This window comes from Leclercia sp. GHBNCSD (genome assembly GCF_055805075.1).
This window is the reverse complement of record NZ_JBQVYO010000001.1, coordinates 435,260-457,533: the sequence shown is the minus strand read 5'-3', so window position 1 is coordinate 457,533 and position 22,274 is coordinate 435,260. Positions and strand designations below refer to the sequence as shown.

General features: G+C 56.9%; 18 protein-coding genes. 7 read left to right on the top strand and 11 right to left on the bottom strand.

What is annotated here, in order from left to right:
• Positions 1-11: 11 nt before the first annotated feature.
• The 5 genes from glnQ to rhtA form a co-directional block, all read right to left on the bottom strand.
• The gene (gene glnQ, locus ACT3IC_RS02275; protein ID WP_103178792.1) at positions 12-734 is read right to left on the bottom strand and encodes a glutamine ABC transporter ATP-binding protein GlnQ; all 723 of its coding nucleotides are present in this window, start codon (positions 732-734) and stop codon (positions 12-14) included.
• Positions 731-1,390, bottom strand: coding sequence for a glutamine ABC transporter permease GlnP (gene glnP, locus ACT3IC_RS02270; RefSeq protein WP_039029408.1), 660 nt, complete (start codon positions 1,388-1,390; stop codon positions 731-733). The genes glnQ and glnP overlap by 4 nt, the downstream gene beginning before the upstream one ends.
• Before the next feature lie 120 nt (positions 1,391-1,510).
• The gene (gene glnH / locus ACT3IC_RS02265; protein WP_103178793.1) at positions 1,511-2,257 is read right to left on the bottom strand and encodes a glutamine ABC transporter substrate-binding protein GlnH; all 747 of its coding nucleotides are present in this window, start codon (positions 2,255-2,257) and stop codon (positions 1,511-1,513) included.
• Between the two features lie 360 nt (positions 2,258-2,617).
• Positions 2,618-3,121 carry a DNA starvation/stationary phase protection protein Dps gene (dps, locus tag ACT3IC_RS02260; RefSeq protein WP_103178794.1) on the bottom strand — a complete coding sequence of 168 codons (504 nt, stop codon included), beginning with the start codon at positions 3,119-3,121 and terminating at the stop codon, positions 2,618-2,620.
• Positions 3,122-3,400: 279 nt separating this feature from the next.
• A complete protein-coding gene (gene rhtA, locus ACT3IC_RS02255; RefSeq protein ID WP_156654142.1) occupies positions 3,401-4,288 on the bottom strand; it encodes a threonine/homoserine exporter RhtA in 888 nt (295 codons plus the stop codon).
• A gap of 355 nt (positions 4,289-4,643) precedes the next feature.
• Here rhtA and ompX point away from each other — a divergent pair, with 355 nt between their 5' ends.
• Positions 4,644-5,162 (top strand): outer membrane protein OmpX, encoded by a 519-nt coding sequence (ompX, locus tag ACT3IC_RS02250; protein ID WP_103178796.1) that lies wholly within the window; start codon positions 4,644-4,646, stop codon positions 5,160-5,162.
• Positions 5,163-5,441: 279 nt separating this feature from the next.
• Here ompX and ACT3IC_RS02245 read toward each other — a convergent pair whose 3' ends face one another.
• Together ACT3IC_RS02245 and mntS are read right to left on the bottom strand one after the other, a co-directional pair.
• On the bottom strand, positions 5,442-7,025 hold the full coding sequence (locus ACT3IC_RS02245; RefSeq protein WP_159339254.1) for a phosphoethanolamine transferase: 1,584 nt from the start codon (positions 7,023-7,025) through the stop codon (positions 5,442-5,444).
• Positions 7,026-7,304: 279 nt separating this feature from the next.
• Positions 7,305-7,430, bottom strand: coding sequence for a manganase accumulation protein MntS (mntS, locus tag ACT3IC_RS02240; RefSeq protein WP_103178798.1), 126 nt, complete (start codon positions 7,428-7,430; stop codon positions 7,305-7,307).
• Positions 7,431-7,613: 183 nt separating this feature from the next.
• On the opposite strand from mntS, the gene mntR reads away from it, so the two are divergent.
• The 5 genes from mntR to ACT3IC_RS02215 all read left to right on the top strand — a co-directional run bounded on the left by mntR (position 7,614) and on the right by ACT3IC_RS02215 (position 13,485).
• Positions 7,614-8,087, top strand: coding sequence for a manganese-binding transcriptional regulator MntR (gene mntR / locus ACT3IC_RS02235; protein ID WP_103178799.1), 474 nt, complete (start codon positions 7,614-7,616; stop codon positions 8,085-8,087).
• On the top strand, positions 8,084-9,193 hold the full coding sequence (locus tag ACT3IC_RS02230) for an anion transporter (protein ID WP_159339253.1): 1,110 nt from the start codon (positions 8,084-8,086) through the stop codon (positions 9,191-9,193). Before mntR ends, ACT3IC_RS02230 begins: the two co-directional genes overlap by 4 nt.
• Before the next feature lie 103 nt (positions 9,194-9,296).
• Positions 9,297-10,397: an HlyD family secretion protein gene (locus ACT3IC_RS02225; protein WP_156654146.1), complete on the top strand. Its 1,101-nt coding sequence runs from the start codon at positions 9,297-9,299 to the stop codon at positions 10,395-10,397.
• Positions 10,394-11,965, top strand: a complete 1,572-nt coding sequence (locus ACT3IC_RS02220) for a DHA2 family efflux MFS transporter permease subunit (RefSeq protein ID WP_159339252.1) — start codon at positions 10,394-10,396, stop codon at positions 11,963-11,965. Before ACT3IC_RS02225 ends, ACT3IC_RS02220 begins: the two co-directional genes overlap by 4 nt.
• The gene (locus ACT3IC_RS02215) at positions 11,962-13,485 is read left to right on the top strand and encodes an efflux transporter outer membrane subunit (RefSeq protein ID WP_201304726.1); all 1,524 of its coding nucleotides are present in this window, start codon (positions 11,962-11,964) and stop codon (positions 13,483-13,485) included. Before ACT3IC_RS02220 ends, ACT3IC_RS02215 begins: the two co-directional genes overlap by 4 nt.
• An 812-nt stretch (positions 13,486-14,297) precedes the next feature.
• On the opposite strand, the gene ldtB is transcribed toward ACT3IC_RS02215, so the two are convergent.
• Positions 14,298-15,218, bottom strand: a complete 921-nt coding sequence (gene ldtB, locus ACT3IC_RS02210; RefSeq protein ID WP_103178805.1) for a L,D-transpeptidase — start codon at positions 15,216-15,218, stop codon at positions 14,298-14,300.
• 219 nt (positions 15,219-15,437) lie between these two features.
• Here ldtB and ACT3IC_RS02205 point away from each other — a divergent pair, with 219 nt between their 5' ends.
• Entirely contained in the window at positions 15,438-17,033 is a 1,596-nt protein-coding gene (locus ACT3IC_RS02205) for an ABC-F family ATPase (protein WP_103823489.1), read from the top strand.
• A 407-nt stretch (positions 17,034-17,440) separates the two neighbouring features.
• On the opposite strand, the gene ACT3IC_RS02200 is transcribed toward ACT3IC_RS02205, so the two are convergent.
• The 3 genes from ACT3IC_RS02200 to ACT3IC_RS02190 form a co-directional block, all read right to left on the bottom strand.
• Entirely contained in the window at positions 17,441-18,703 is a 1,263-nt protein-coding gene (locus tag ACT3IC_RS02200) for a DUF1479 domain-containing protein (protein ID WP_103178807.1), read from the bottom strand.
• Between the two features lie 150 nt (positions 18,704-18,853).
• Positions 18,854-19,669, bottom strand: a complete 816-nt coding sequence (locus ACT3IC_RS02195; protein WP_103178808.1) for a Cof-type HAD-IIB family hydrolase — start codon at positions 19,667-19,669, stop codon at positions 18,854-18,856.
• Positions 19,670-19,837: 168 nt separating this feature from the next.
• The gene (locus ACT3IC_RS02190) at positions 19,838-22,270 is read right to left on the bottom strand and encodes a formate C-acetyltransferase/glycerol dehydratase family glycyl radical enzyme (protein WP_103178809.1); all 2,433 of its coding nucleotides are present in this window, start codon (positions 22,268-22,270) and stop codon (positions 19,838-19,840) included.
• Between the last annotated feature and the right edge of the window lie 4 nt (positions 22,271-22,274).

Genomic DNA, 22,274 nt, shown 5'->3' with positions numbered 1-22,274 from the left:
AGGGCAAAAACTTACGCAACGTGCTGCAAAAACTCCTGCAAACGCTGGCTCGGTGGGTTCTCAATCAACGTCTGCGGATTGCCATCTTCGGCAATACGGCCTTTGTCGATAAAGATCAGGCGTGAGGCCACTTTCTCGGCAAAGCCGATTTCGTGGGTCACGATCACCATAGTCATCCCTTCTTCCGCCAGATCCTGCATAACTTTCAGCACTTCGTGGCGCAGTTCCGGGTCGAGGGCCGAGGTTGGCTCATCGAAGAGCATCATCTTCGGTTTCACCGCCAGCGCACGGGCGATGGCCACGCGCTGCTGCTGACCGCCGGAGAGCTCGGACGGGTAGTGATGCCCGCGCTCCGCCAGCCCCACTTTCGCCAGCAGCTCTTTTGCAAGCCGCTCGGCTGCCGCTTTGTCGGCGCCGCGCACGCGCAGGGGGCCAAACATCACGTTTTCCAGCGCCGTCAGGTGCGGGAAGAGATAAAACTGCTGGAACACCATGCCCGCTTCCTGGCGGATCAGGCGCTCGTCCACTTTCGGGTCGTTAACCTTCAGGCCATCGACAATCAGATCGCCGCTGGTGATCTCCTCCAGCTTGTTGATGCAGCGCAGCAGGGTCGATTTGCCGGAGCCGGACGGCCCGATAATGACCACCACTTCGCCGGTCTGAATAGTCAGGTCGATGTTGTGCAGCACCTGGGTCTGACCGAAGTGCTTGGAGACGTTTTTAAATTCAATCACAGGATTTTCATCCTTCTTTCAAGACGACGCAGCACGAAGCTCAGCGCCAGTGTAATAATCAGATAGACCACGGCCACGGCGCTCCAGATCTCCAGCGCACGGAAGTTACCGGCAATGATCTCCTGGCCCTGACGGGTCAGTTCAGCCACGCCGATAACAATGAACAGGGAGGTATCTTTAATGCTGATGATCCACTGGTTACCCAGCGGTGGCAGCATGCGGCGCAGCGCCAGCGGCAGGATCACGTGGCGGATGGTTTCGCGACGGGAGAGACCCAGCGCCAGACCGGCCTCGCTGAAGCCTTTGTGGATCGACAGTACTGCACCGCGGGTGATCTCGGCGATATAGGCGCCCGAGTTGATCATGATGGTGACCACCGCCGCGCTGAACGGGTCAATCCGCAGGTCGGTAAAGGCCATCGGCAGGGCGAAGTAGATAAACATCACCTGCACCACAATCGGCGTCCCGCGGATAACTTCGATGAAAACCAGCGCTACGTGGTTGGCTATCCAGCCGCCGTAGGTGCGGGCAAAACCGGCGACAAGGCCGATAATCAACCCGCCAACCAGACCGAGGACCGAAATCCACAGGGTCATTTTGGCGCCTTCAAGCAAAAGAGGAATGGCGGGCCAGATGGCGCTCCAGTCAAACTGCATGATGAGTTCCTGTATACCGTGGTGAAAACAGACAATTAACCATCAGGGGGATGGTTACAATTGTAGGCCCGGTCAACGCAAGCGTCACCGGGCAGTACAGTTCCTGTTTAACAGGCTGTTTTATTTAGGTTCAGTACCGAACCATTTTTTATAGATTTCGTTGTAGGTGCCGTTCTCGCGCAGGGTTTTCAGCGCGCCATTCACTTTAGTACGCAGCTCGTCGCTGCCTTTCGGGAAGGCGATACCGTATTCCTGTGCTTCCAGGGAATCACCTACCGCTTTGAACTTGCCATTGCCTGCGGTTTTGATGAAGTAAAGGATGTTTGGCGTGTCGTGCAGCACGGCGTCAGCACGGTTGGTGCCGAGTTCCATGTAGGCGTTGTCGATGTTCGGGAACTGGCGCAGATCTTTCGATTTGATATTTGCCTTGGCGTAATCAACAGAACCGGTGCCGCTCTTCACCGCAACCACTTTGCCGTCGAGATCTTTCACGCTTTTAACGTCGTTGTTATCCGCTTTCACCATCACCAGCAGGCCGCTTTTGTAGTAGCCGTCAGAGAAGTCGATCGCTTTTTTACGTGCGTCAGTAATGGTGATACCGGCCAGCGCCAGGTCAACGTTTTTGGTTTGCAGGGCCGGCACGATACCGCTGAAGTCCATTGGCTTCAGGGTGTAGTCCAGCTTCAGTTCTTTGGCGATAGCCGCCCACAGATCCACATCAAAACCAACGTACTGGTCGCCCTGTTTAAATTCGAACGGTACGAAGGCGGTGTCGGTGGCAACAATCAGTTTCTTATCAGCAGCCTGAGAAGAGACCGCAAAAGCCAGGGTAAGTGCAGCCAGTGAAACTTTTAATACAGACTTCATAGCATTTCCTTTTATATCCACGGGGCGATCCCCTGCGAGAACGAACGCTCTATGAAAAAATCGTGCCAACTTTACAACGTGTTGTTTTTGCAAGGCCAGGACGGATTTCATTGCACAAAAAAGGTCACAATGGCGGTCAGTTGCACCATAACGAAGCACTGTTTTGGTGCAGCGAAACGCCATCACTAACGGTTATGCTATTTAGCGCAAATATTGATGAGAAAACAATCTTTCATTAACGATTGTGTGAGGTGATTATTACAAATGCTTTACGTTTGCCGGGGGAGAGGAGAAATGGCTGCACCATGAAAGTGCAAAACCCCCGCCGAGGGCGAGGGTGTAATAGCAAAAAGCTATGGATTACTCGATGTTAGATTCGATGAACCACAGGAACTGATCCAGGTCGCGGGAAGCCGCGGTGAGGATATCCGCCGTGTCTTCGTCTTTCACTTCGCCAATCGCTTTACGCACATCGTTAGCGACCACGGCATAACGATCCGCCAGCTCTTTCAGGTGGTCCTGAACGCTGTGGATATCCAGCGGGTAGCTCTTCAGCGGCGTTTTGCTGTTAATCACCTGGGTAGTACCCAGCGCCACACCGCCCAGCTGCACGGCACGTTCGGCCATGGTATCCAGGTGGGTAGTCAGTGCAGTGCGGAAGCCATCCAGCATCTCATGCACAGCAATAAAGTTGGCACCGCGCATATTCCAGTGAGCCTGTTTAGTAATCAGAGACAGGTCAATGAACTGGATCACCTGGCGATTCAGCAGCTCAATCGTCGCTTTCTTATCGCTGTCTGACACATCGTTACGGGTATACAGCAGATTAGGTGCTTTTGTTTTTACCAGTTTAGCGGTAGGCATAATCTCATTTCCTCTTGATGTTGGCGTCCAAAGTTATTTCGAGATTAAGTATAGCACTGGCTATAGATAGCGCGACCGGGTACTGCCTATCGGTTTAATAGTGAAAGGTTGGTTGTTATATGTAACCTATTGAAAATAAAACAATATGGATATATGCGGGTAAATTAATCTTATTTTTTAAGGGCTTTGAGGGAGGGGAGGGAGATATTTCAAAATAATGACGCTAATGCGAATGGGAATATTTTGCCGGGAAGCCGCTCCCCGGCAAAATAACGCCTGCTAGCGGATATCCACCTCTTCGACTTTACTCTCCCGGCGCAGGGTAAGGGTCGAACCCATCGAGGCGGCAATGATTGAGCAGAGCGCCAGAGTCTGGGTGAAGGTCAGGGATTCGCCAAGAAACACCATCCCGGATATTGCCGCCAGCGCCGGTTCCATGCTCATCAGGGTGCCGAAAATACGCGTCGGCAGGCGTGTTAAGGCAATCATCTCCAGTGAGTAGGGGAGCGCGGTGGAGAGCACCGCCACCGCCAGCCCCACCGGCAGGATTGACCACTGCCAGATCGATTCGGTGGCCTGAGCCATCCCCAGCGGAACGAAAACAATGGCGGCGATAAGCGATCCGAGGGCGACCGTGGCCGGGCCGTGCTCTTCTCCTGCGCGCTGTCCGGTCAGAATATAGATGGCCCAGCAGGCACCGGCCCCCAGCGCCAGCGCCGCACCAGTGAGATCAACGTGCGAGACGTCCTGGCCCAGCGGCAGGAGAAACCATAGCCCGAGCACCGCCAGCACCACCCAGATAAAGTCTACCGGACGTCGGGAGGAGAAAAGGGCTACCGCTAGCGGGCCGGTGAACTCCAGCGCCACGGCGATCCCCAGCGGCACCGTCTGAATCGACAGGTAGAAGAGGTAGTTCATCGCCCCCAGAGAAAGCCCGTAAAACAGCAGGGGCAGGCGCTGCTCCTTCTGAAAGCGCAGCCGCCAGGGTTTAAAAATCACAACCAGAATGAGGGTGCCGAGCGCAATACGCAGCGCCGTCACGCCAGGGGCACCCACTAGCGGAAAGAGCGATTTTGCCAGCGACGCGCCGCTCTGAATGGAGAGCATAGCAATAAGGATAACGATGACGGGCAACCAGACCGGCGCCCTGCGAGACAACCCAGGCATCCTTTCTCCTGTCAGTTTGTGTCAAAGGAAGTAAAGAGGAGGAGTGTAAAGGAAATAACGCCGGGCGGTTGAGACTTTGTTGAAAAAAAGTCGTCACAAATCCGTAAAATGGCGTCACACGAGCGGATGATTTCTGTAACAGTTTAGGAATCGTCTGGATGAATGTATTGTGACTGACGCGCAAAATTAGCTGATTGAAACACAAATCTGGTGTTTTTTGAATAAGATAGCTGCTGGTGGAAATGTTTAGTTACATGAAAACCCGCGTTAGACATCATGAATCACAAAGAGTTTCACAAGTTTTTTTGATATATTTAAAACTTACGGATTTACTTGAAGCACATTTGAGGTGGTTATGAAAAAAATTGCATGTCTTTCAGCACTGGCGGCAGTTCTGGCTGTTACCGCAGGTTCCGCAATGGCGGATACTTCTACCGTTACTGGCGGTTACGCTCAGAGCGATATGCAGGGCGTGATGAACAAAACCAACGGTTTCAACCTGAAATATCGCTACGAGCAGGATAACAACCCACTGGGTGTTATCGGTTCCTTCACCTACACCGAGAAAGACCGTTCTGAAGACGGCGCGTACAACAAAGGTCAGTACTACGGCATCACCGCTGGCCCGGCTTACCGTCTGAACGACTGGGCAAGCATCTACGGTGTTGTGGGTGTTGGCTACGGTAAATTCCAGCAGACTGAAAACCAGGGCTTCAACCGTACTGCAAGCAACAGCGACTACGGCTTCTCCTATGGCGCAGGTATGCAGTTCAACCCAGTTGAAAACGTTGCGCTGGACTTCTCCTATGAGCAGAGCCGCATCCGTAACGTTGACGTTGGCACCTGGATCGCGGGCGTAGGTTACCGCTTCTAATCACTTCGGTGAGCCAATATAAAAACCCGCTTCGGCGGGTTTTTTTGTTTTTGTCCTTCCCTGTGCGCTGAAGAGCCACCAGGAATATTTCGCGTCTACAGCAATGATCAAATTCTAAAAAAAATCGCTAACTTACAGCGGCTCCCTGGTCCGGCTGAAAATCGCCGAAGCGTTTCCGGAAGGCCGGGGCGAGGCGCATGCTCTCCCTCACCCCAACCCTCTCCCTCAAGGGAGAGGGAGCAGACCATGGTTGCGGACCGATAGGTGGGGGCTAACAACCTACCGGCTTTTCGTCTCAAAGAGATCCGTCCCCAGATGGTTGTAATCCACTTTCTGTAATTTAAAGTTGGTCACATACACCGGCGGCGCTTTGTCGTTTGACAGGAAGCGGTACTTATTCGCGATCTCTTTGGCCGTGATCCCCGTCCACTGCGAGAAGAAGCTCAGGAAATCATTCGCCGAGCGGCGCGTTTTGATGATGCGATGGGCTTTGTCATCGCTCGACAACACCATAAACGGCACCTGGAAGTTCTGCTGATAAGCGTCGTCGTGCGCCAGATACTGCACCTCTTTTCCACGCTCCTTGAACGCCAGCCCGTGATCGGAGAAATAGACCATCGAGAAGCTCTCGCCGGTGTTTTGTAGCTGGGCATAGAGCTTGCTGAGCAGGTCATCGGTCTGGGTCATGGTGTAGAGATAGCACGAGGTCTCTTTCGACTGCACGAACTCGGCATATTTCCCCTGAGTGCGATCGCAGGCCTGCGGGTGGGAGCCCATCAGGTGCAGAACGATCAGCTGCGGCTGGGTGCGATGGCTGCTGAAGACCTGTTCGGTCATCTTCAGTAACGCCTCATCCCGGGTATTTTTATCCGCCTCGAAATCACCGCTTTTCAGGAAATGCACTTCGTCAGCCCGTTTGGCAATGCTGGCGATGGCGGTATCGTATTCCCCGATCTGCCCCTGGTTGGAGAACCACCAGCTCTGGAAGCCCGCGCGGTTGGCGAGGGTCACAAAGTTATCCTGATACTGTGGCTTGTTATCCACTACCCGGTTAAGCGTCAGCCCCAGCGACTTCTGGGTTGAACCGCTGGCGGCAATGTAATCGGTAAACAGGGTGCCGTTGACCTTGCTGGCAAACGGGGTGTTATTCCAGTGGCCGCCAAACGCCCCCAGCGCATCGCGGCGGGCACTTTCACCGATCACCACCATATAGATGTGATACTTCGGTTTTACCCCCAGCACGTTCCAGGTGTCCTTCATCTGTGACAGTTCGGCCATCCGGGCCTGCTCTTCAACCACTTCCTGGTTGTTCACCACCACATCTTTGACGAAGCGAAACACCGGATAGCCGGTATCTTTCAGCTTGAAGACGCCGCCCCAGGCCAGGTTCTGCACCGGGGCGACGAAAAAGGCCACCACGCTGAAGACCAGGCACAGACTGTCGATTTTGCTCCACGCGTTTCTGGGCTGGGGCTTACGGCGCACGGCAATCACGCCGAGCGCAAAGATAAACAGGGCGACAATATAGCTGTACCACGGGAAGATGGTGAGGATCTCCGTCGACTCTTCCATGTTGGTGGAGTGCATCGCCAGCAGGGTATTAAAGTTTGGCGCGCCGTAGGCCTGACCAAACGGGAAATACATGGCCGCCACCAGCGAGCAGATCCCAACCACCCCTTTCTGCAGTCGCGGCGCGCCGAGCCATAACAGATGCAGGATACAGGTGAAGGCAACGGCATACAGCAGGCTGAATTCGTAGCCCAGGGCAAAGTTAATCAGCAGCGACTGTAAAAAATAGAATCCCGTCCACGGGCTTAAGGCCCGGCTGCGGGTAATGAGCGTCTCTTTCAGGGTTAAATTCATAGGTCACTATCGCGAAAACGCCATGTGCTCACCCTGGCGCCAAGGGTCAAAACCTGCCTGAGAATGCGTAGAAGGGGGATTGAGGTCCGCATCTGCGAGCCGCAAAAAGTGCAGGGCTGCAAGAAGATAGAGCCAGTAAGGTATAACGTCAACAGATATAAAAGGGGTGTTTTGCGAAGAGGGCTGCATTTCCGTAAAAAAGATCGGGGAATAGCCGTCCGCGAGGGAGTATAGCGATGATAAATGACAAAAAAATGAAGCGGCGTACCGCGACGCCGCTTAGTGGGAAGGTTTGTTCTGCTCTGGCTTGCCGTTGATGATGTCGCAAATCATATTCAGCAGCATTAAGCGTACCTTAAAGGGAGAGTGGCTAAACACGCGCATACACCTCTTGAATTCGTTCATGTGACCTCCTGCGGGTTGATCCCTTCGATCCCTGAAGGGTGACTGCATTACATACAGATATAGCACAGGCTATGTTGTATAGCTATGGCTATTACGTTAATTTTTTGTGCTTGTGTAGCGATGGTTTACAATGGCCGCTTATGCATTGATACGCTTGATGTGTCACCGGATTGAGGAAGCACAATGAATCGCCGTGCAGGTAAACCAACAACAAAAAAAATGACGCAACTGGTCAATGTCGAAGAGCATGTCGAAGGCTTTCGCCAGGTTCGCGAAGCGCATCGCCGCGAACTGATTGATGACTATGTCGAGCTGATCTCGGATCTGATCCGCGAAGTAGGGGAGGCCCGTCAGGTGGATATGGCGGCGCGTCTCGGCGTCTCGCAGCCGACGGTGGCAAAAATGCTCAAGCGTCTGGCCACGGTGGGCCTGATCGAAATGATCCCCTGGCGCGGCGTCTTTCTCACTCCGGAAGGGGAAAAGCTGGCGCAGGCGAGCCGCGAGCGCCATCAGATTGTCGAAAACTTCCTGTTGGTGCTGGGCGTAAGCCCTGAGATTGCCCGCCGGGATGCTGAGGGGATGGAACACCACGTTAGCGAAGAGACGTTGCAGCAGTTCCTGGCCTTTACGCTGAAACACGGATCCGCCGCAGAATGACCTTTCCAGGCCTGCGGGCGCTGGCCCGCGATCGCTTCTTTCATCTGTTGCTGGTAGTCGGGATTGGACTCAGTTTTCTGGTGCCCTTCGCACCTGAGCGCTGGCCTGCCGCCATCGACTGGCACACCATTATTACCCTCGCCGGACTGATGATGCTCACCAAAGGGGTCGAGCAGAGCGGCTTTTTTGACGTACTCGGGCGCAAGATGGTGCGCCGTTTCGCTACCGAGCGGCGCCTGGCGCTGTTTATGGTCTTCTCTGCCGCGCTGCTCTCCACCTTCCTGACCAATGATGTGGCGCTGTTTATCGTGGTGCCGCTGACGCTCACGCTGCGCAAGCTGTGCGAAATCCCGGTCAACCGGATGATCATCTTCGAGGCGCTGGCGGTTAACGCCGGGTCGCTGTTGACCCCGATTGGTAATCCGCAAAACATCCTGCTATGGGGGCGCTCCGGGCTGTCGTTCGCCGCCTTTACCTGGCAGATGGCGCCGCTGGCGCTGGTGATGATGCTCACCCTGGCGCTGCTGTGCTGGTTTGCTTTCCCGGCAACGCCGCTGCGCTACCACAGCGGCAGCGCCGTCGCCCAGGCGAAACCGCGGCTGGCGTGGAGTTGTCTGGCGCTCTATCTGGTCTTTCTGGTGGCCCTCGATCTGAAGCAGGAGCCATGGGGAGTGCTGCTGGTAGCGGGGGGCTTCCTGCTGCTGGCGCGTCGGGTGCTGATAAGCGTCGACTGGACGCTACTGCTGGTGTTTATGGCGATGTTTATCGATGTGCACCTGCTGATTCAGGTCCCGGCGTTGCAGGGCGTACTGCAAAATGTCACCCATCTGTCGCAGCCGGGACTGTGGTTGACCGCCATCGGGCTGTCGCAGTTTATCAGCAACGTGCCCTCTACCATTCTGCTGCTGAACTATGTGCCGCCGACGGCGTTGCTGGCCTGGGCGGTAAACGTTGGGGGCTTTGGTCTGCTGCCGGGATCCCTCGCTAACCTCATCGCCCTGCGGATGGCAAACGATCGTCGTATCTGGTGGCGCTTCCATCTTTGGTCGCTGCCGATGCTGGTCTGGGCCGGGTTCGTCGGTTTCGGATTATTCCTTCTCATATAGTGCCCTCTTTGTCAGTTTTTCCTGGCAAATGTATAGCAACGTCCTAACTTTAGTGAGCGGTATAAATGGTGATACCGCTCACTAACAGGATGGATGCTGTTCTATGGCCGAAGAAAACCACACCTCTGACGACGCAGATAATAAAGACAATAAAGAGACTGAACGTAAACGCCCCGGCAAAAAACCGCTGATTATTCTGGGTATTGTGGTGATCGTGATGGTCATCGTGGCCCTGGTCTGGTGGATGATGACCCGAAACCAGGAGACCACCGACGATGCCTTCACCGAAGGCGACGCCGTCACCATCGCCCCGAAAACCGCAGGCTACGTCACCGAACTGCGGGTGCGGGATAACCAGCGGGTGAAAAAAGGCGATCTGCTGGTGACCATCGATCCCCGGGATACGCTCGCCCAGCGCGATCAGGCTAAAGCCCAGTTGGGTCTGGCCGAGGCCCAATTGCATCAGGCCCAGGCGCAGCTTGCCCTCTCGAAAGTGCAATATCCCGCCCAGCGCGACGAAGCGAATGCCCAGGTGATTAAAGCCCAGGCCGATCTCGCCAATGCCCAGGCGGAGTATCGCCGTCAGCGCGGCGTCGATCCCCGCGCCACTACCCAACAGAGCATCGACGCGGCCAATGCCCAGCTGCGCAGCGCCCAGGCCCAGCTAGCCAGCGCCAAAGCGCAGCTTGAGGTGGCCTCCCAGGTGCAACTGCAAATTCGTCAGCAGGAGACCAACGTCGAAGCCCGGGAACGTCAGGTGGAGCAGGCGCGCGCCCAGCTGGAGACCGCCGAGCTGAACCTCTCTTACACCCAGGTGCGTGCTCCCTTTGATGGCTACATCACGAAGCGCAACGTCCAGACCGGTACCCTGGTGCAGGCGGGCACCGCGCTCTTTTCTCTGGTTTCGAGCGATATCTGGGTGGTGGCCAACTTCAAAGAGTCCCAGCTGGAGCGGATGCGCCCCGGGAATAAGGTTACGCTGAGCGTGGACGCCTGGCCGGATATGGAGCTGGAAGGGCATGTCGACTCTATCCAGCAGGGGAGCGGCTCGCGCTTTGCCGCCTTCCCGTCGGAGAACGCCACCGGTAACTTCGTGAAGATCGTCCAGCGCGTGCCGGTGAAAATTGTCATTGATAAAGGGCTGGACCCTAATAAGCCGCTGCCGCTGGGCCTGTCGGTTGAGCCGAAGGTAACCGTGGAATGACCGACCACAGCCATGAAAACTGGCGGCCCGCCAGCAACCCGTGGGCGGTGGCGATCGTCGTCACCCTCGCGGTGTTTATGGAGATCCTTGATACCACCATCGTGAACGTGGCGCTGCCCCACGTGGCGGGCTCACTCTCCGCCAGCTATGACGAATCCACCTGGGTGCTCACCAGCTATCTGGTGGCGAACGGCATCGTGCTCCCCATCTCGGCGTTTCTGAGCCGGCTTTTTGGCCGCAAGCAGTTCTTCCTGATCTGCATTGTGATGTTCACCATCTGCTCCTTCCTGTGCGGGATCGCCACCGAGCTTTGGCAGATCATCCTGTTCCGTATTCTGCAGGGCTTCTTCGGTGGCGGGCTGCAGCCGACCCAGCAGTCGGTGCTGCTCGACTACTTTAAGCCGGAAGATCGCGGCAAGGCTTTTGGCCTGTCGTCCATCGCCATTATTGTCGCCCCGGTGCTGGGGCCGACGCTCGGCGGCTGGATCACCGATAACTACTCCTGGCGCTGGGTGTTCTTTATTAACATTCCGGTGGGGATAGTGACCGTTCTGGCGATCTATCAGCTGCTGGAAGATCCGCCCTGGGAGAGTAAATCGAAGGAGAAACTCTCCGTCGACTGGACCGGCATCGGGCTTATCGCCCTTGGCCTCGGCTGCCTGCAGGTGATGCTCGACCGCGGGGAAGACGAAGACTGGTTTAACTCGAACTTTACGCGTACCTTCGCCGTCCTGACGTTGATCGGCATTATCGGCGCCATCTACTGGCTGCTGTATGCCAAAAAGCCGGTGGTGGATCTGCACTGCATGAAGGATAAAAACTTCGCCGTCTCCAGCCTGCTGATGGCCGGTATGGCGATGATCCTCTACGGCAGTTCGGTGGTGATCCCGCAGCTGGCGCAGCAGGACCTGGGCTATACCGCCACCTGGTCAGGGCTGGTGCTCTCGCCCGGCGCGATCCTCATTGTGCTGACCATCCCGCTGGTGCTGAAGCTGATGCCGATTGTGCAGACGCGCTGGATCATCGCCTTCGGCTTTGCCTGCCTGGCGACGGCCTTCTTCTGGTCGCGGACGCTGACGCCGGATATCGACTTCGAGACCCTGGTGCTGTTCCGCAGCGCCCAGTCGATTGGGCTGGGGTTCCTGTTTGTGCCTCTGACCACCATCGCCTTTATCTCGATCCCCCGGCGGCTGAACGCCGACGCTGCGGCGCTTTTTACCATGTTCCGTAACGTAGCGGGGTCAATCGGTATTTCGCTCTCGACGGCAGCCATTACCGAGCGCTCCCAGGCCCACAGCGCCCATCTCGCCACGCATACCTCGGCGTTTGATGAGCCGTTCCAGCAGACGATCCGCGAGATGGCCCAGGCGATCCAGAACTTTACCACCCAGGTGGGCGACCCCACCGGCATCGCCACCGGGCGCATGTACCAGGCGATGATTGAGCAGTCGCGTTTCCTGGCCTACGTGGACGTCTTCACCATTCTGAGCGCGGTGGCCCTCTTACTGATTCCGTTTTGTTTGTTGCTCTCGCCAGTTAAGAGCGAGGGGAGTGCAGGAGCACACTGATGATTCGACGTTTAAGCCCCCTGATGTTAATGCTGCTGCTGGCAGGCTGTGCCGTAGGGCCTGATTACCAGCAGCCCGCGCCGCAAACCCCGAGCCAGTGGAACGATCCGGGTGATGGCGGCGTGAAATCACAAACCGCGTCGAGCGCCATCAATCCTCGCTGGTGGAAATCCTTCGGCGATCCGCAGTTGGACAGCCTGATTGAGCGCGCCATCGCCGGCAACCTGTCGCTACAGCAAACCGTGCTGCGCATCGCCGGGGCGCGGGAACAGATCAACCAGGCGGGCGGCGCCTTCTTCCCGGCGGTGAACGGCAACCTGCAGGCTACCCGGCAGCAGCTGGGGCTGGAGGGGGAGCTGAAATCCCACGGCGTGTACGACCAGCTTGATGATGTCGACCCTGAATTGCGCGGGGCGCTGGGGCCGCTGACCCAGCCGATTAACCTCTATCAGGGCAGCTTTGACGCCCAGTGGGAGCTGGATCTGTGGGGCAAGGTGCGCCGCCAGGTTGAAGCCGCCAACGCTCAGCAGCAGGCGGCTATCGAGCAGCGCAACGATGCGCTGGTGTCGCTGGAGGCGGAAGTCGCCCGCGCCTGGCTCCAGCTGCGCGGTGCCCAGAGCAGCATCGCGACGCTCAACACCCAGATCGAGAGCGCGCAGCAGACTCTGGATCTGACCAGCAGCCGCCAGCGCGGCGGCCTGTCGCCGCAGATGGACGTGGAGAACGCCCGCGCCCAGCTCGGCAATCTGGAGGCGCAGCTTCCGCAGTATGAAGCCCAGGCGCGGCAGGCGATGAACGGCCTGGCGATCCTGCTGGGCAAACCGCCGGGGGCGCTGGACGGCGAATTGCAGGCCAGCAAACCGCTGCCCGCGTTGCCGGAAATTGTCCCCACCGGGATCCCGTCCACGCTGGCGCGGCGACGTCCGGACGTGCGTGAGGCCGAGGCGAATCTGCATGCGGCCACCGCGCAGATCGGCGTGTCGGTGGCGCAGCTCTTCCCCAGCGTCTCCCTCAGCGGCCAGTTTGGGCTGCGTAACAGCGAGGCCAGCTGGCTCACCGACTGGAGCAGCCACTTCTACAGCGTCGGGCCGCAGGTCTCTATTCCTATCTTCCAGGGCGGACGGCTGGTCTCCAGCGTGAAGGTCGCCCGTGCCCAGCAGGGCGCCGCCGTGCTGGACTATCGTCAGACGGTGCTTACCGCGCTGGGGGATGTGGAAAATGCGCTGGTCAGCTACCGCACCGACCAGAAGCGGGAGGCGGGATTAAGCAAAACCATCGATGCGCTGCAAAACGCTTTCGATCTGGCGAGCAGCAGCTATCGTCAGGGGATCGCCACCTTTATCGACGTGCTTGATGCCCAGCGCCAGCTGGCCCAGGCGCAGCAGCAGCGGGATCAGGCCCGGGTACAGAGCGCGCTGGATCTGGTGGCGCTTTATAAAGCGCTTGGCGGGGGATGGGAGCCGTATCAGGAGGTGCAGCTGCCGGATTATGCTGTGTTTGGGGATGCGCCGAGGGGATGATTTAGCGCTTTGGAAAGAAATTGCATATTCGCCTTTCAGAGGCAAGTTCCGTTCACTTTATGACGGATAGAATATGACGTTCCATCACACGTGAACGGGAAAAGGGGGCCACCGCGGCCCCCTTTTCAATCCCCGCGGCCCCGCAAGAAATCGGTGCTTCGCACTGCGCTCACCTCCCGACCTGCTGCCTGCGGTCGGCTCAACTCGTGATTACTCGTCCCGTCCCTGGGACTCGCCCCTTCGGGGCCAACGCAAGCGTTGTTCAAAATTGCTCCCAGCAATTTTGTCTGTCTCGATTCGCCTCTGGCCGCCATCCCTGGCGTCCAGCCCTTGTCATCCGGTCTCCGGTTCGCCGATTTCAGCGGGAACTCAACCCCCGTGCCACATTCAGGCAATGAAATAAGGATTTAAATAATTTATTCAAAAAATTCTGAAGGCGGAGGGAGCGTAGGTCCGGCTGAAAATCGCCGAAGCGTTTCCTGTAGGCCGGGGCGAGGCGCATGGATGCGCCGAGAGGGCGTGACCTACATGGATGTAGGATCACGCCCGACCCGAAAGCCGGAAGGAATAAGCTGAAGACAAAATTGCCGGGAGCAATTTTGGACAGCGCTTGCGCTGGCCCCGAAGGGGTGAGCCCCAGGGATGGGGCGAACAATCCGCGAAGCGGCGATTTTCTTTGCCGGGAGCCGGGATTGTTAAGGGGGCGGCGATAGCCCCCTTAACACGTTCACCGCAGCGGGGTGAACATAATGCAGAGATGCTTTAGTGAACGGAACAATTCCACTGTTTCAGCAGAATTGTTCCTATTGCCATCAGTTCAACCGAACCGGCATCCCCGAACGATTCTGAATCGCCTGATCCACAATCGTCGCATCCACATCCTGCTGGCCGGTCACCGCCTGCACATTGCTGGTCAGGGTAATTGGCACAGTCACGTTATTGTCGATCTGCTCTTCGCTGGTAGAGAGCGGGTTATGCACTTCGAGGTAACGGCTGCCATCTGGCTCGGTGGTCGCTTTTACCGGCTCGTTGATGAACTGTACGCGAGTACCCACCGGTACGTTTTCGAACAGGAATTTGATGTCGTCGTTACGCAGACGCACACAACCGTGGCTCACGCGCAGGCCGATACCGAAGTTGGCATTGGTGCCGTGAATCGCATACAGACGGCCAATATAGAGCGCGTACAGACCCATTGGGTTATCCGGGCCCGCAGGCACAACGGCTGGCAGCGGCTCGCCCGCGGCAATGTATTCCGCGTGCATTTTCGCGGTTGGGGTCCAGGTTGGGCCCGCTTTCTTACGCTCAACTTTGGTGGTCCAGTTCATCGGGGTATCTTTACCCAGCTGGCCGATACCGATTGGCAGCACGATTACGGTGTTGGTGCCTTTCGGGTAGTAGTACAGACGCATTTCGGCGCTGTTGATGATGATACCTTCATGCACGGTATCCGGCAGGATCAGCTGCTGAGGAATGTTCAGCACGGTGCCGCCTTTCGGCAGGTACGGATCGACGCCCGGGTTAGCTTCCATCATGTTGGAGAGGCCAAGTTGATATTCTGCTGCGAAATATTCCAGCGGCTGGCTGTTGCCTTCTTCAATGGTCACAACCTGGTTCTGACCGACCAGACGGCTACCGTCGGTTGGCAGTGGATAGGTGACAGCAGAAGCGGTCTTGCAAAACCCTACTACGGCAAACGCCGCCGCAAAAAGCGAAGTTAATTTCATATTCATGTTGTGCGAGGTATCTGTGCCACGTTGGCAGGTTGTTTAAAAGTCAGAACGGTTTAGGGAGCGCATTATATGTGCATTCCCACCCGCATGGAATTCGGATGTGTACTAAATCACACTTTTTTCAATTCTGTTAAGTGTAGCGCTACGTTGTTAAGCGGGATCTCATTTCGGAATTGTGGCATAATGCCGGGTTTATCACACTTCTCGCAGGAATCTCCCGTGTTAGTTACCAGCAACGTCACTATGCAGTTTGGCAGTAAGCCGCTGTTCGAAAACATTTCCGTCAAGTTTGGCGGCGGCAACCGTTACGGCCTGATTGGTGCCAACGGTAGCGGAAAATCCACCTTCATGAAGATCCTCGGCGGCGATTTAGAGCCGACCCTGGGCAACGTTTCTCTCGATCCGAACGAGCGCATCGGTAAGCTGCGTCAGGATCAGTTCGCCTTTGAAGCGTTTACCGTGCTTGATACGGTGATCATGGGGCACGTTGAGCTGTGGGAAGTGAAGCAGGAGCGCGATCGCATCTACGGCCTTGCCGAAATGAGCGAAGAAGATGGCTATAAAGTGGCCGATCTCGAAACCCAGTACGGCGAAATGGACGGCTACTCCGCCGAAGCCCGCGCCGGTGAGCTGCTGCTCGGCGTCGGTATTCCGGTTGAACAGCATTACGGCCCGATGAGCGAAGTCGCGCCAGGCTGGAAGCTGCGTGTTCTGCTGGCGCAGGCGCTCTTCTCCAACCCGGATATCCTGCTGCTCGACGAACCGACGAACAACCTGGACATCGATACCATTCGCTGGCTGGAGCAGACGCTGAACGAGCGTAACAGCACCATGATCATCATCTCGCACGACCGTCACTTCCTGAACATGGTCTGCACCCACATGGCCGATCTCGACTACGGCGAGCTGCGCGTTTATCCGGGCAACTACGACGAGTACATGACCGCCGCGACCCAGGCGCGTGAGCGTCTGCTGGCCGACAACGCCAAGAAAAAGGCGCAGATTGCCGACCTGCAATCCTTCGTCAGCCGCTTTAGCGCCAACGCCTCTAAATCCCGTCAGGCCACCTCCCGCGCCCGTCAGATTGACAAAATCAAGCTGGAAGAAGTTAAAGCCTCCAGCCGTCAGAACCCGTTCATCCGCTTCGAGCAGGATAAGAAACTGTTCCGTAACGCGCTGGAAGTGGAAGCCCTCACCAAGGGCTTTGAAGAGGGGCCGCTGTTTAAAAACTTCAACCTGCTGCTGGAAGTGGGTGAGAAGATCGCGATTATCGGCGCCAACGGCGTGGGTAAATCCACCATGCTGAAGACCCTGGTGGGCGAACTCCAGCCGGACAGCGGCACCGTGAAGTGGTCCGAAAACGCCTCTATCGGCTATTACGCGCAGGATCACGAGTATGAGTTTGAAAACGACCTGACCGTATTCGAATGGATGAGCCAGTGGAAATCAGAAGGCGACGACGAGCAGGTGGTGCGCAGCTTCCTGGGCCGTCTGCTCTTCAGCCAGGACGATATCAAAAAACCGGCGAAGGTCCTCTCCGGGGGTGAGAAGGGCCGTATGCTGTTCGGCAAGCTGATGATGCAGAAACCGAACATTCTGGTGATGGACGAACCGACCAACCACCTGGATATGGAATCGATCGAATCGCTGAACATGGCGCTGGAGATGTATCAGGGCACCCTGATCTTCGTCTCCCACGACCGTGAGTTCGTCAGCTCGCTGGCGACCCGCGTAATTGAAATTACGCCGGAGCGCGTGGTGGACTTCAGCGGTAACTACGAAGACTACCTGCGCAGCAAAGGTATCGACGGCTAATCACCCGTTTCTGACCCTTCCCGTTCGGGGAGGGTCTGCTTTCCCCCTGTCTACACGCTTTCCCCCGCATTTTTCATAACTTCTTGTTTATAAACACAATATCAATGCGTTTATATAATTGGTATACCAATTATGGCACCATTTCACCTGTCATATAACTATCGGAAAATTGGTATAAAAACTTAAAAGAAAGGAGAACCGGCGGCGAGCGGAAATCAGGCAGTTTCGTGCAAAAAGCGGGATAAAAGCGGCACACACTTTGTAACCGTTATGCGGTGAGACATCATGACCTGTTGTTTGCGTTAAGAAAAATGATTTTTAACGTAACCGGAGCGCGGTCACAAAATTACCGGGGGGAGATTAAGCGGGGCGGCGACGCCCATACTGGACGCGCCGCCATAAAGGGGTCAGGCCATGCCGAGTGCGCGCTTGCCGTGAATGTTCAGATCATCAACGGTAAAGCGTGACTGCCACGTCGCTTCATAATCTTCACGCGGGAAATCGCCCGGCGAGGCGCCGGTTTCCAGCGCCGCTTTTACCTTCTTCGCATAGGCGAGGTTTTTCTCGCACATCGGCGCCGCCGGAATGTACATCACGTTGCCCCAGCCCTGCTGGTTCTCAACCGGGGCCACCGAGTGGATCACATCGCAGTGCCACCACACGGAGTCACCTGCTTCCAGAGCCGGAATGCTGGTCAGGGCTTCCATTAACAGCGGATGCCACTTCTCGGAGATCGGCAGCACGCGTCCTGGCGCCACGCCGCAGAGTTCATCTTCCGGCACATCATCCAGCAGCGGACGCAGCAGAATGTACGCCATCGCTTCCGGGATTGGCACCACGTGCAGCAGCCCCTGATCCGGGATCATATCTGAGAGCGCCGTCCAGCCCTGGAAGGTGCGGAACACCGAGCATTTGGTGGTGTTGTCCACGGTGTACTCTTCCACTTCGGTGCGGTGGGCGGCATCCCACGGATCGTACTGCTCGATATTGCCATCAAAGACCCGGGCGAAGACCTGCTGATAGGCCGGAAGCAACCAGCGCTCCAGCGCGCCGGAGTCAGTGTGCGCCCCCAGACCCTTCGAGGTGGTTCCCGGCGGACGGCGACGAATGCGGTCCGGGTAGATCACGCTGACGTCCGGGTTGAACCACTGCTTGCCGTTGCTCTCAAAAGTCCATAAACGGTTCAGGAATGACTGCACCTGGGCCATCTCTTCGCTCTGACGGGCTTCCATCTGGGCGTGCGACCAGTAGATCGGGTAGATCTCCGGGCGGGAGGCGGTGAGGGTGCCAAAGAAGTTATCCCCCGGACCTTTATAAACATCATCAAAACGGTTGAGATCCAGATAGTCGAGCATCGCGTTATCCCACGCCAGCGCCTGCTCACGCGGGAAATGACCTTTGATTACCGCACAGCCCCGGCGTTTCACCGCCTCGCGCTGCGCCGGGCTGATGTTACCGCTCTGCACGTCGGCAAAGGGGATCACCGGCCAGACAGGATCGCCTTTGCTTTTCAGGGCATTAATTTCTGCCACGCGGCTGGCAATTTTATCGCTCAGGCGATCAAACACGCCCTGCACGTCGCCAATCTGCGCCCGCAGGTCACGTTTCATCTGGCGGATGGCCGCTTTGTGATCAGCGGGCAAAGTTTCACTGGTAAACGTTAAGGTCATAACAGCCTCGCTATCTTTCATTCGAAAGTAAAAGTAATTACAAGTGATACTTTAGGTTAAAAAAAAGTTAATGCAAGTTAAATAACTTGATGAAGTGCACAACCCGGAGAAAAAGAGGGAGGTTCGCCGGAGGAGGCTCCGGCGGGAAAATCAGTTGCTGAAAGGCGGGGTGTTATCGAGGACGGCCTGAATCACGTTCAGCGCGCCCTGGTGGTTGTTGTCGTCGGTCTGATAGCGGGTGATGGCTTTGATATTTTCGCCCGCGTTACCCATGGCGAAGGAGTAGTGGGCAAATTTCAGCATTTCGGCGTCATTACCGCTGTCGCCAATGGCGACGCACGCCTGCGGGGAGATGTGCCAGCGTTTCAGCAGGCGGCTGATGCCGTTGGCTTTATGCAGGCCGGGAATGATCAGATCGACAAAGCCAAACCCGCTGGTCACCGGCTTCATGATGCCGTCGAGGGAGACATGCAGGGCGTCAATCAGGTTCGGGATATCGCTGTCCGGCAGGTTCAACGAGAACTTGAACAGTACGTCGTCGATGTCGCGATAGTCGCTGATGCGCTGTAAGCGGTGATAGTGTTTTGACATCAGGTCGACGAAGGCATCGGGTGCCTTGTCGCTGACGTAAGCACTCTCCAGACCGCAGGCGACAAAATTCAGGGCGCTATCTTTCAGCAGTTCGCCAATGACAATCTGCGACTCATGTTTGGTCAGTTCGCCGTGGAAGATCTGCTCGCCGTGATCGAACACCAGCGCGCCGTTCTCCGCCACGAAGGAGATCTGCGATTTCAGCTCCGGGAAGAAGGAGATGAGCTGGTAATACTGGTTGCCGCTGGCGACAACGAACTCGATATTGCGGGCCTGAAGTTGCTGGAACTGCGCCTGAAAGCGGTCACGATCGTACTGCTTGGCGTCATCAAGAAAAGTTCCGTCCATATCGGTGACGATAACTTTAACGGTCATACATTGCGCTCCTGGATATAACTGCGACCAGCAACATTCTAATAACAATGTGACCAAAACCACAAATTTAATTTCGAATGAAAGTGAAAAGCCGGGTGGCGCTGACGCTTACCCGGCCTACGGGGGGAATTGTAGGCCCGGTAAGCGTAGCGCCACCGGGCAATGGGGTTACAGCGTATGCTCAGTACGCGCAATAATATCGTCCTGCGCATCCGGTGACAGGGCGGTGAAGAATGCCGAGTAACCCGCCACGCGCACCACCAGATCACGATACTGATCCGGGTGTTTCTTCGCTTCCAGCAGCGTTTCGCGCGACACGATGTTGTACTGGATATGCCAGCCTTTATGCACCTCGAAGAAGGTGCGCAGCAGCACCATCAGCTTCTGGCGGTCGCTGTCGTTATCCAGCGTCGCCGGGTTGAGCTTCTGGTTCAGCAGCACGCCACCCAGAATCGCCTCGGTCGGCAGTTTGCCCACGGAGCCGATAACCGCGGTTGGGCCCAGGTGGTCCGTACCGGAGGCCGGGCTGGCCCCTTCCGCCAGCGGAGTATGCGCTTTACGCCCGTCCGGGGTCGCCATGGTTGCCGCGCCAAACGGCACGTTGGCGGAGATGGACGAGGTGCCGGCATAGTAGTTGCCGCCAATTGGACCGCGACCGTAGCGCGGGTTATGGTACTGCTTCAGCTCTTCGATGTAGGTCTGGTAGGCACGGGTCAGCAGCAGATCCACGCTGTCGTCGTCGTTGCCGTACTTCGGCGCGCCGTTGATCAGACGCTGGCGCAGCTGCTCGTGGGTCAGCCCCTCGTAATCATCCGCAAGGGCCGCCGCCAGCTGCTGCTGACCAATCGCCCCCTCTTCAAAGACCAGCTTCTTCACCGCCGCCAGGCTGTTGCCAAGGTTGGCGATGCCCACCTGCAGGCCGGATACCCAGTCGTACTTCGCGCCGCCCTGCTTTATGCTCTTCGCGCGCTCAATGCAATCATCCACCAGCGCCGAGCAGAGAATGTCGTGGACGTTCTCTTCCAGCATGGTGTCCACCACATATTCGATTTCGATGGACTTGCGGGTGTAATAGCGGATCTGGCTATCCCAGGCGGCCATCACTTCGTCAAAGTTGTTGAAGTTGCCCGCCGAGAGCGCTTTTTCCTGCGGCAGGAATACTTTACCGCTGGTGGCGTCGCGGCCACCCTCCATCGCCGCCAGCATCACGCGGGCGAAGTTAATGAAGCTCATGCCGGTGCAGCGATAGCCCCACTTGCCGCCCACGGCGGTTTCGATACAGCCGATGGCCGCATAGTCGTAGGCGTCCTCTTTCTCTACCCCGAGCTTGATAAATTCCGGGATCACAATCTCATCATTGTTGAAGGCTGGCATCCCGAAGCCACAGCGGATCACCTGCACGCAGGCGTCGAGGAAGTCGTTGCTCATGCCTGCATGGTAGCGCACGCTCAGGTTCGGCTGGGTGGAGCGCAGACGACCGCAGGATTCCAGAATCGCGTAAGAGAGCGGGTTCACCGCATCCATCGCCATACCGTTCACCAGTTTCTGTCCGCCGATGGTAACGTTCTGATACAGCGGGCTACCGGCAGAGGCTTTGGAGTGGGAGCCGGAGCGGATCTTGTTCACCTCCAGCAGCTTCAGCCAGCAGCTGTGCAGCAGCTCAATGGCGTGCTCACGATCCAGAGACTGGTTCAGCTCCACGTCGCGGCGGTAGTACGGGTAGAGATACTGGTCCATCCGGGCAAAGGAGACCGAATGGCCGTTGGACTCAATCTGCAGGATCAGCTGGATGAAGTAGCACAGCTGCAACGCCTGCCAGAAGGTTTTTGGCGGTTCGTGGGCGATCACATCGCAGTTTTCCGCCATGGCCAGCAGTTCGTCGCGGCGGCGTTCGCGGGTTTCGCTGGCGGCCATCTCACGCGCCAGGTCGGCAAAGCGTTCGATATGCATACTTACCGCTTCCAGCACGATATCGATCGCTTTCAGGAACTGTTCACCGTGCAGATCATCCAGTACCGTCAGGTTGATGCGGGAGCGGCGCTCGGCCACCTTGTGGCGCAGGCCGTCGAGCCCCTTTTCCAGCAGCAGTGGGAAGTTCACCGCCAGGTGGGCGTCGCCGGAGGTCATGTTGCCTTCGGCTTTAATAATCCCGGTTTCCAGCAGGCCTTTTTGCTCATCGGTGAACATACCGTAGCAGCGATCCTGCACCGTCTGGCCACGCCACCACGGGCAGAGTTCATGCAGAACGCGTTTGTTCTCTTCGCTTACCGCAAAGCCCGCGCCCGGACGGTCGGCGAGATCGTCGATCTCTTTTTCAATCCACGAGACGGTGTATTCCGGGAAGATCGGCGCAGCGCGCACTTCGCTTGCCTGGTTACCCATAATCAGTTCGTCATGTTTGATCCAGATGGTGCGCTGCGCCAGGTGATGCGCCAGGGCCAGCGCGCGGCGGACCGGGATCGGCTTATCCATATGCTGCTGGTACATCTCGGTATAGTGCTGCGCACGTTCGGTACAGACCGGCGGCTTTACAATATGGACCAGGGCAGTTTTATGCGCCTTAATGCGATCGCTCAGGGTAGTAAGATTCAGCTGTGTCATAACA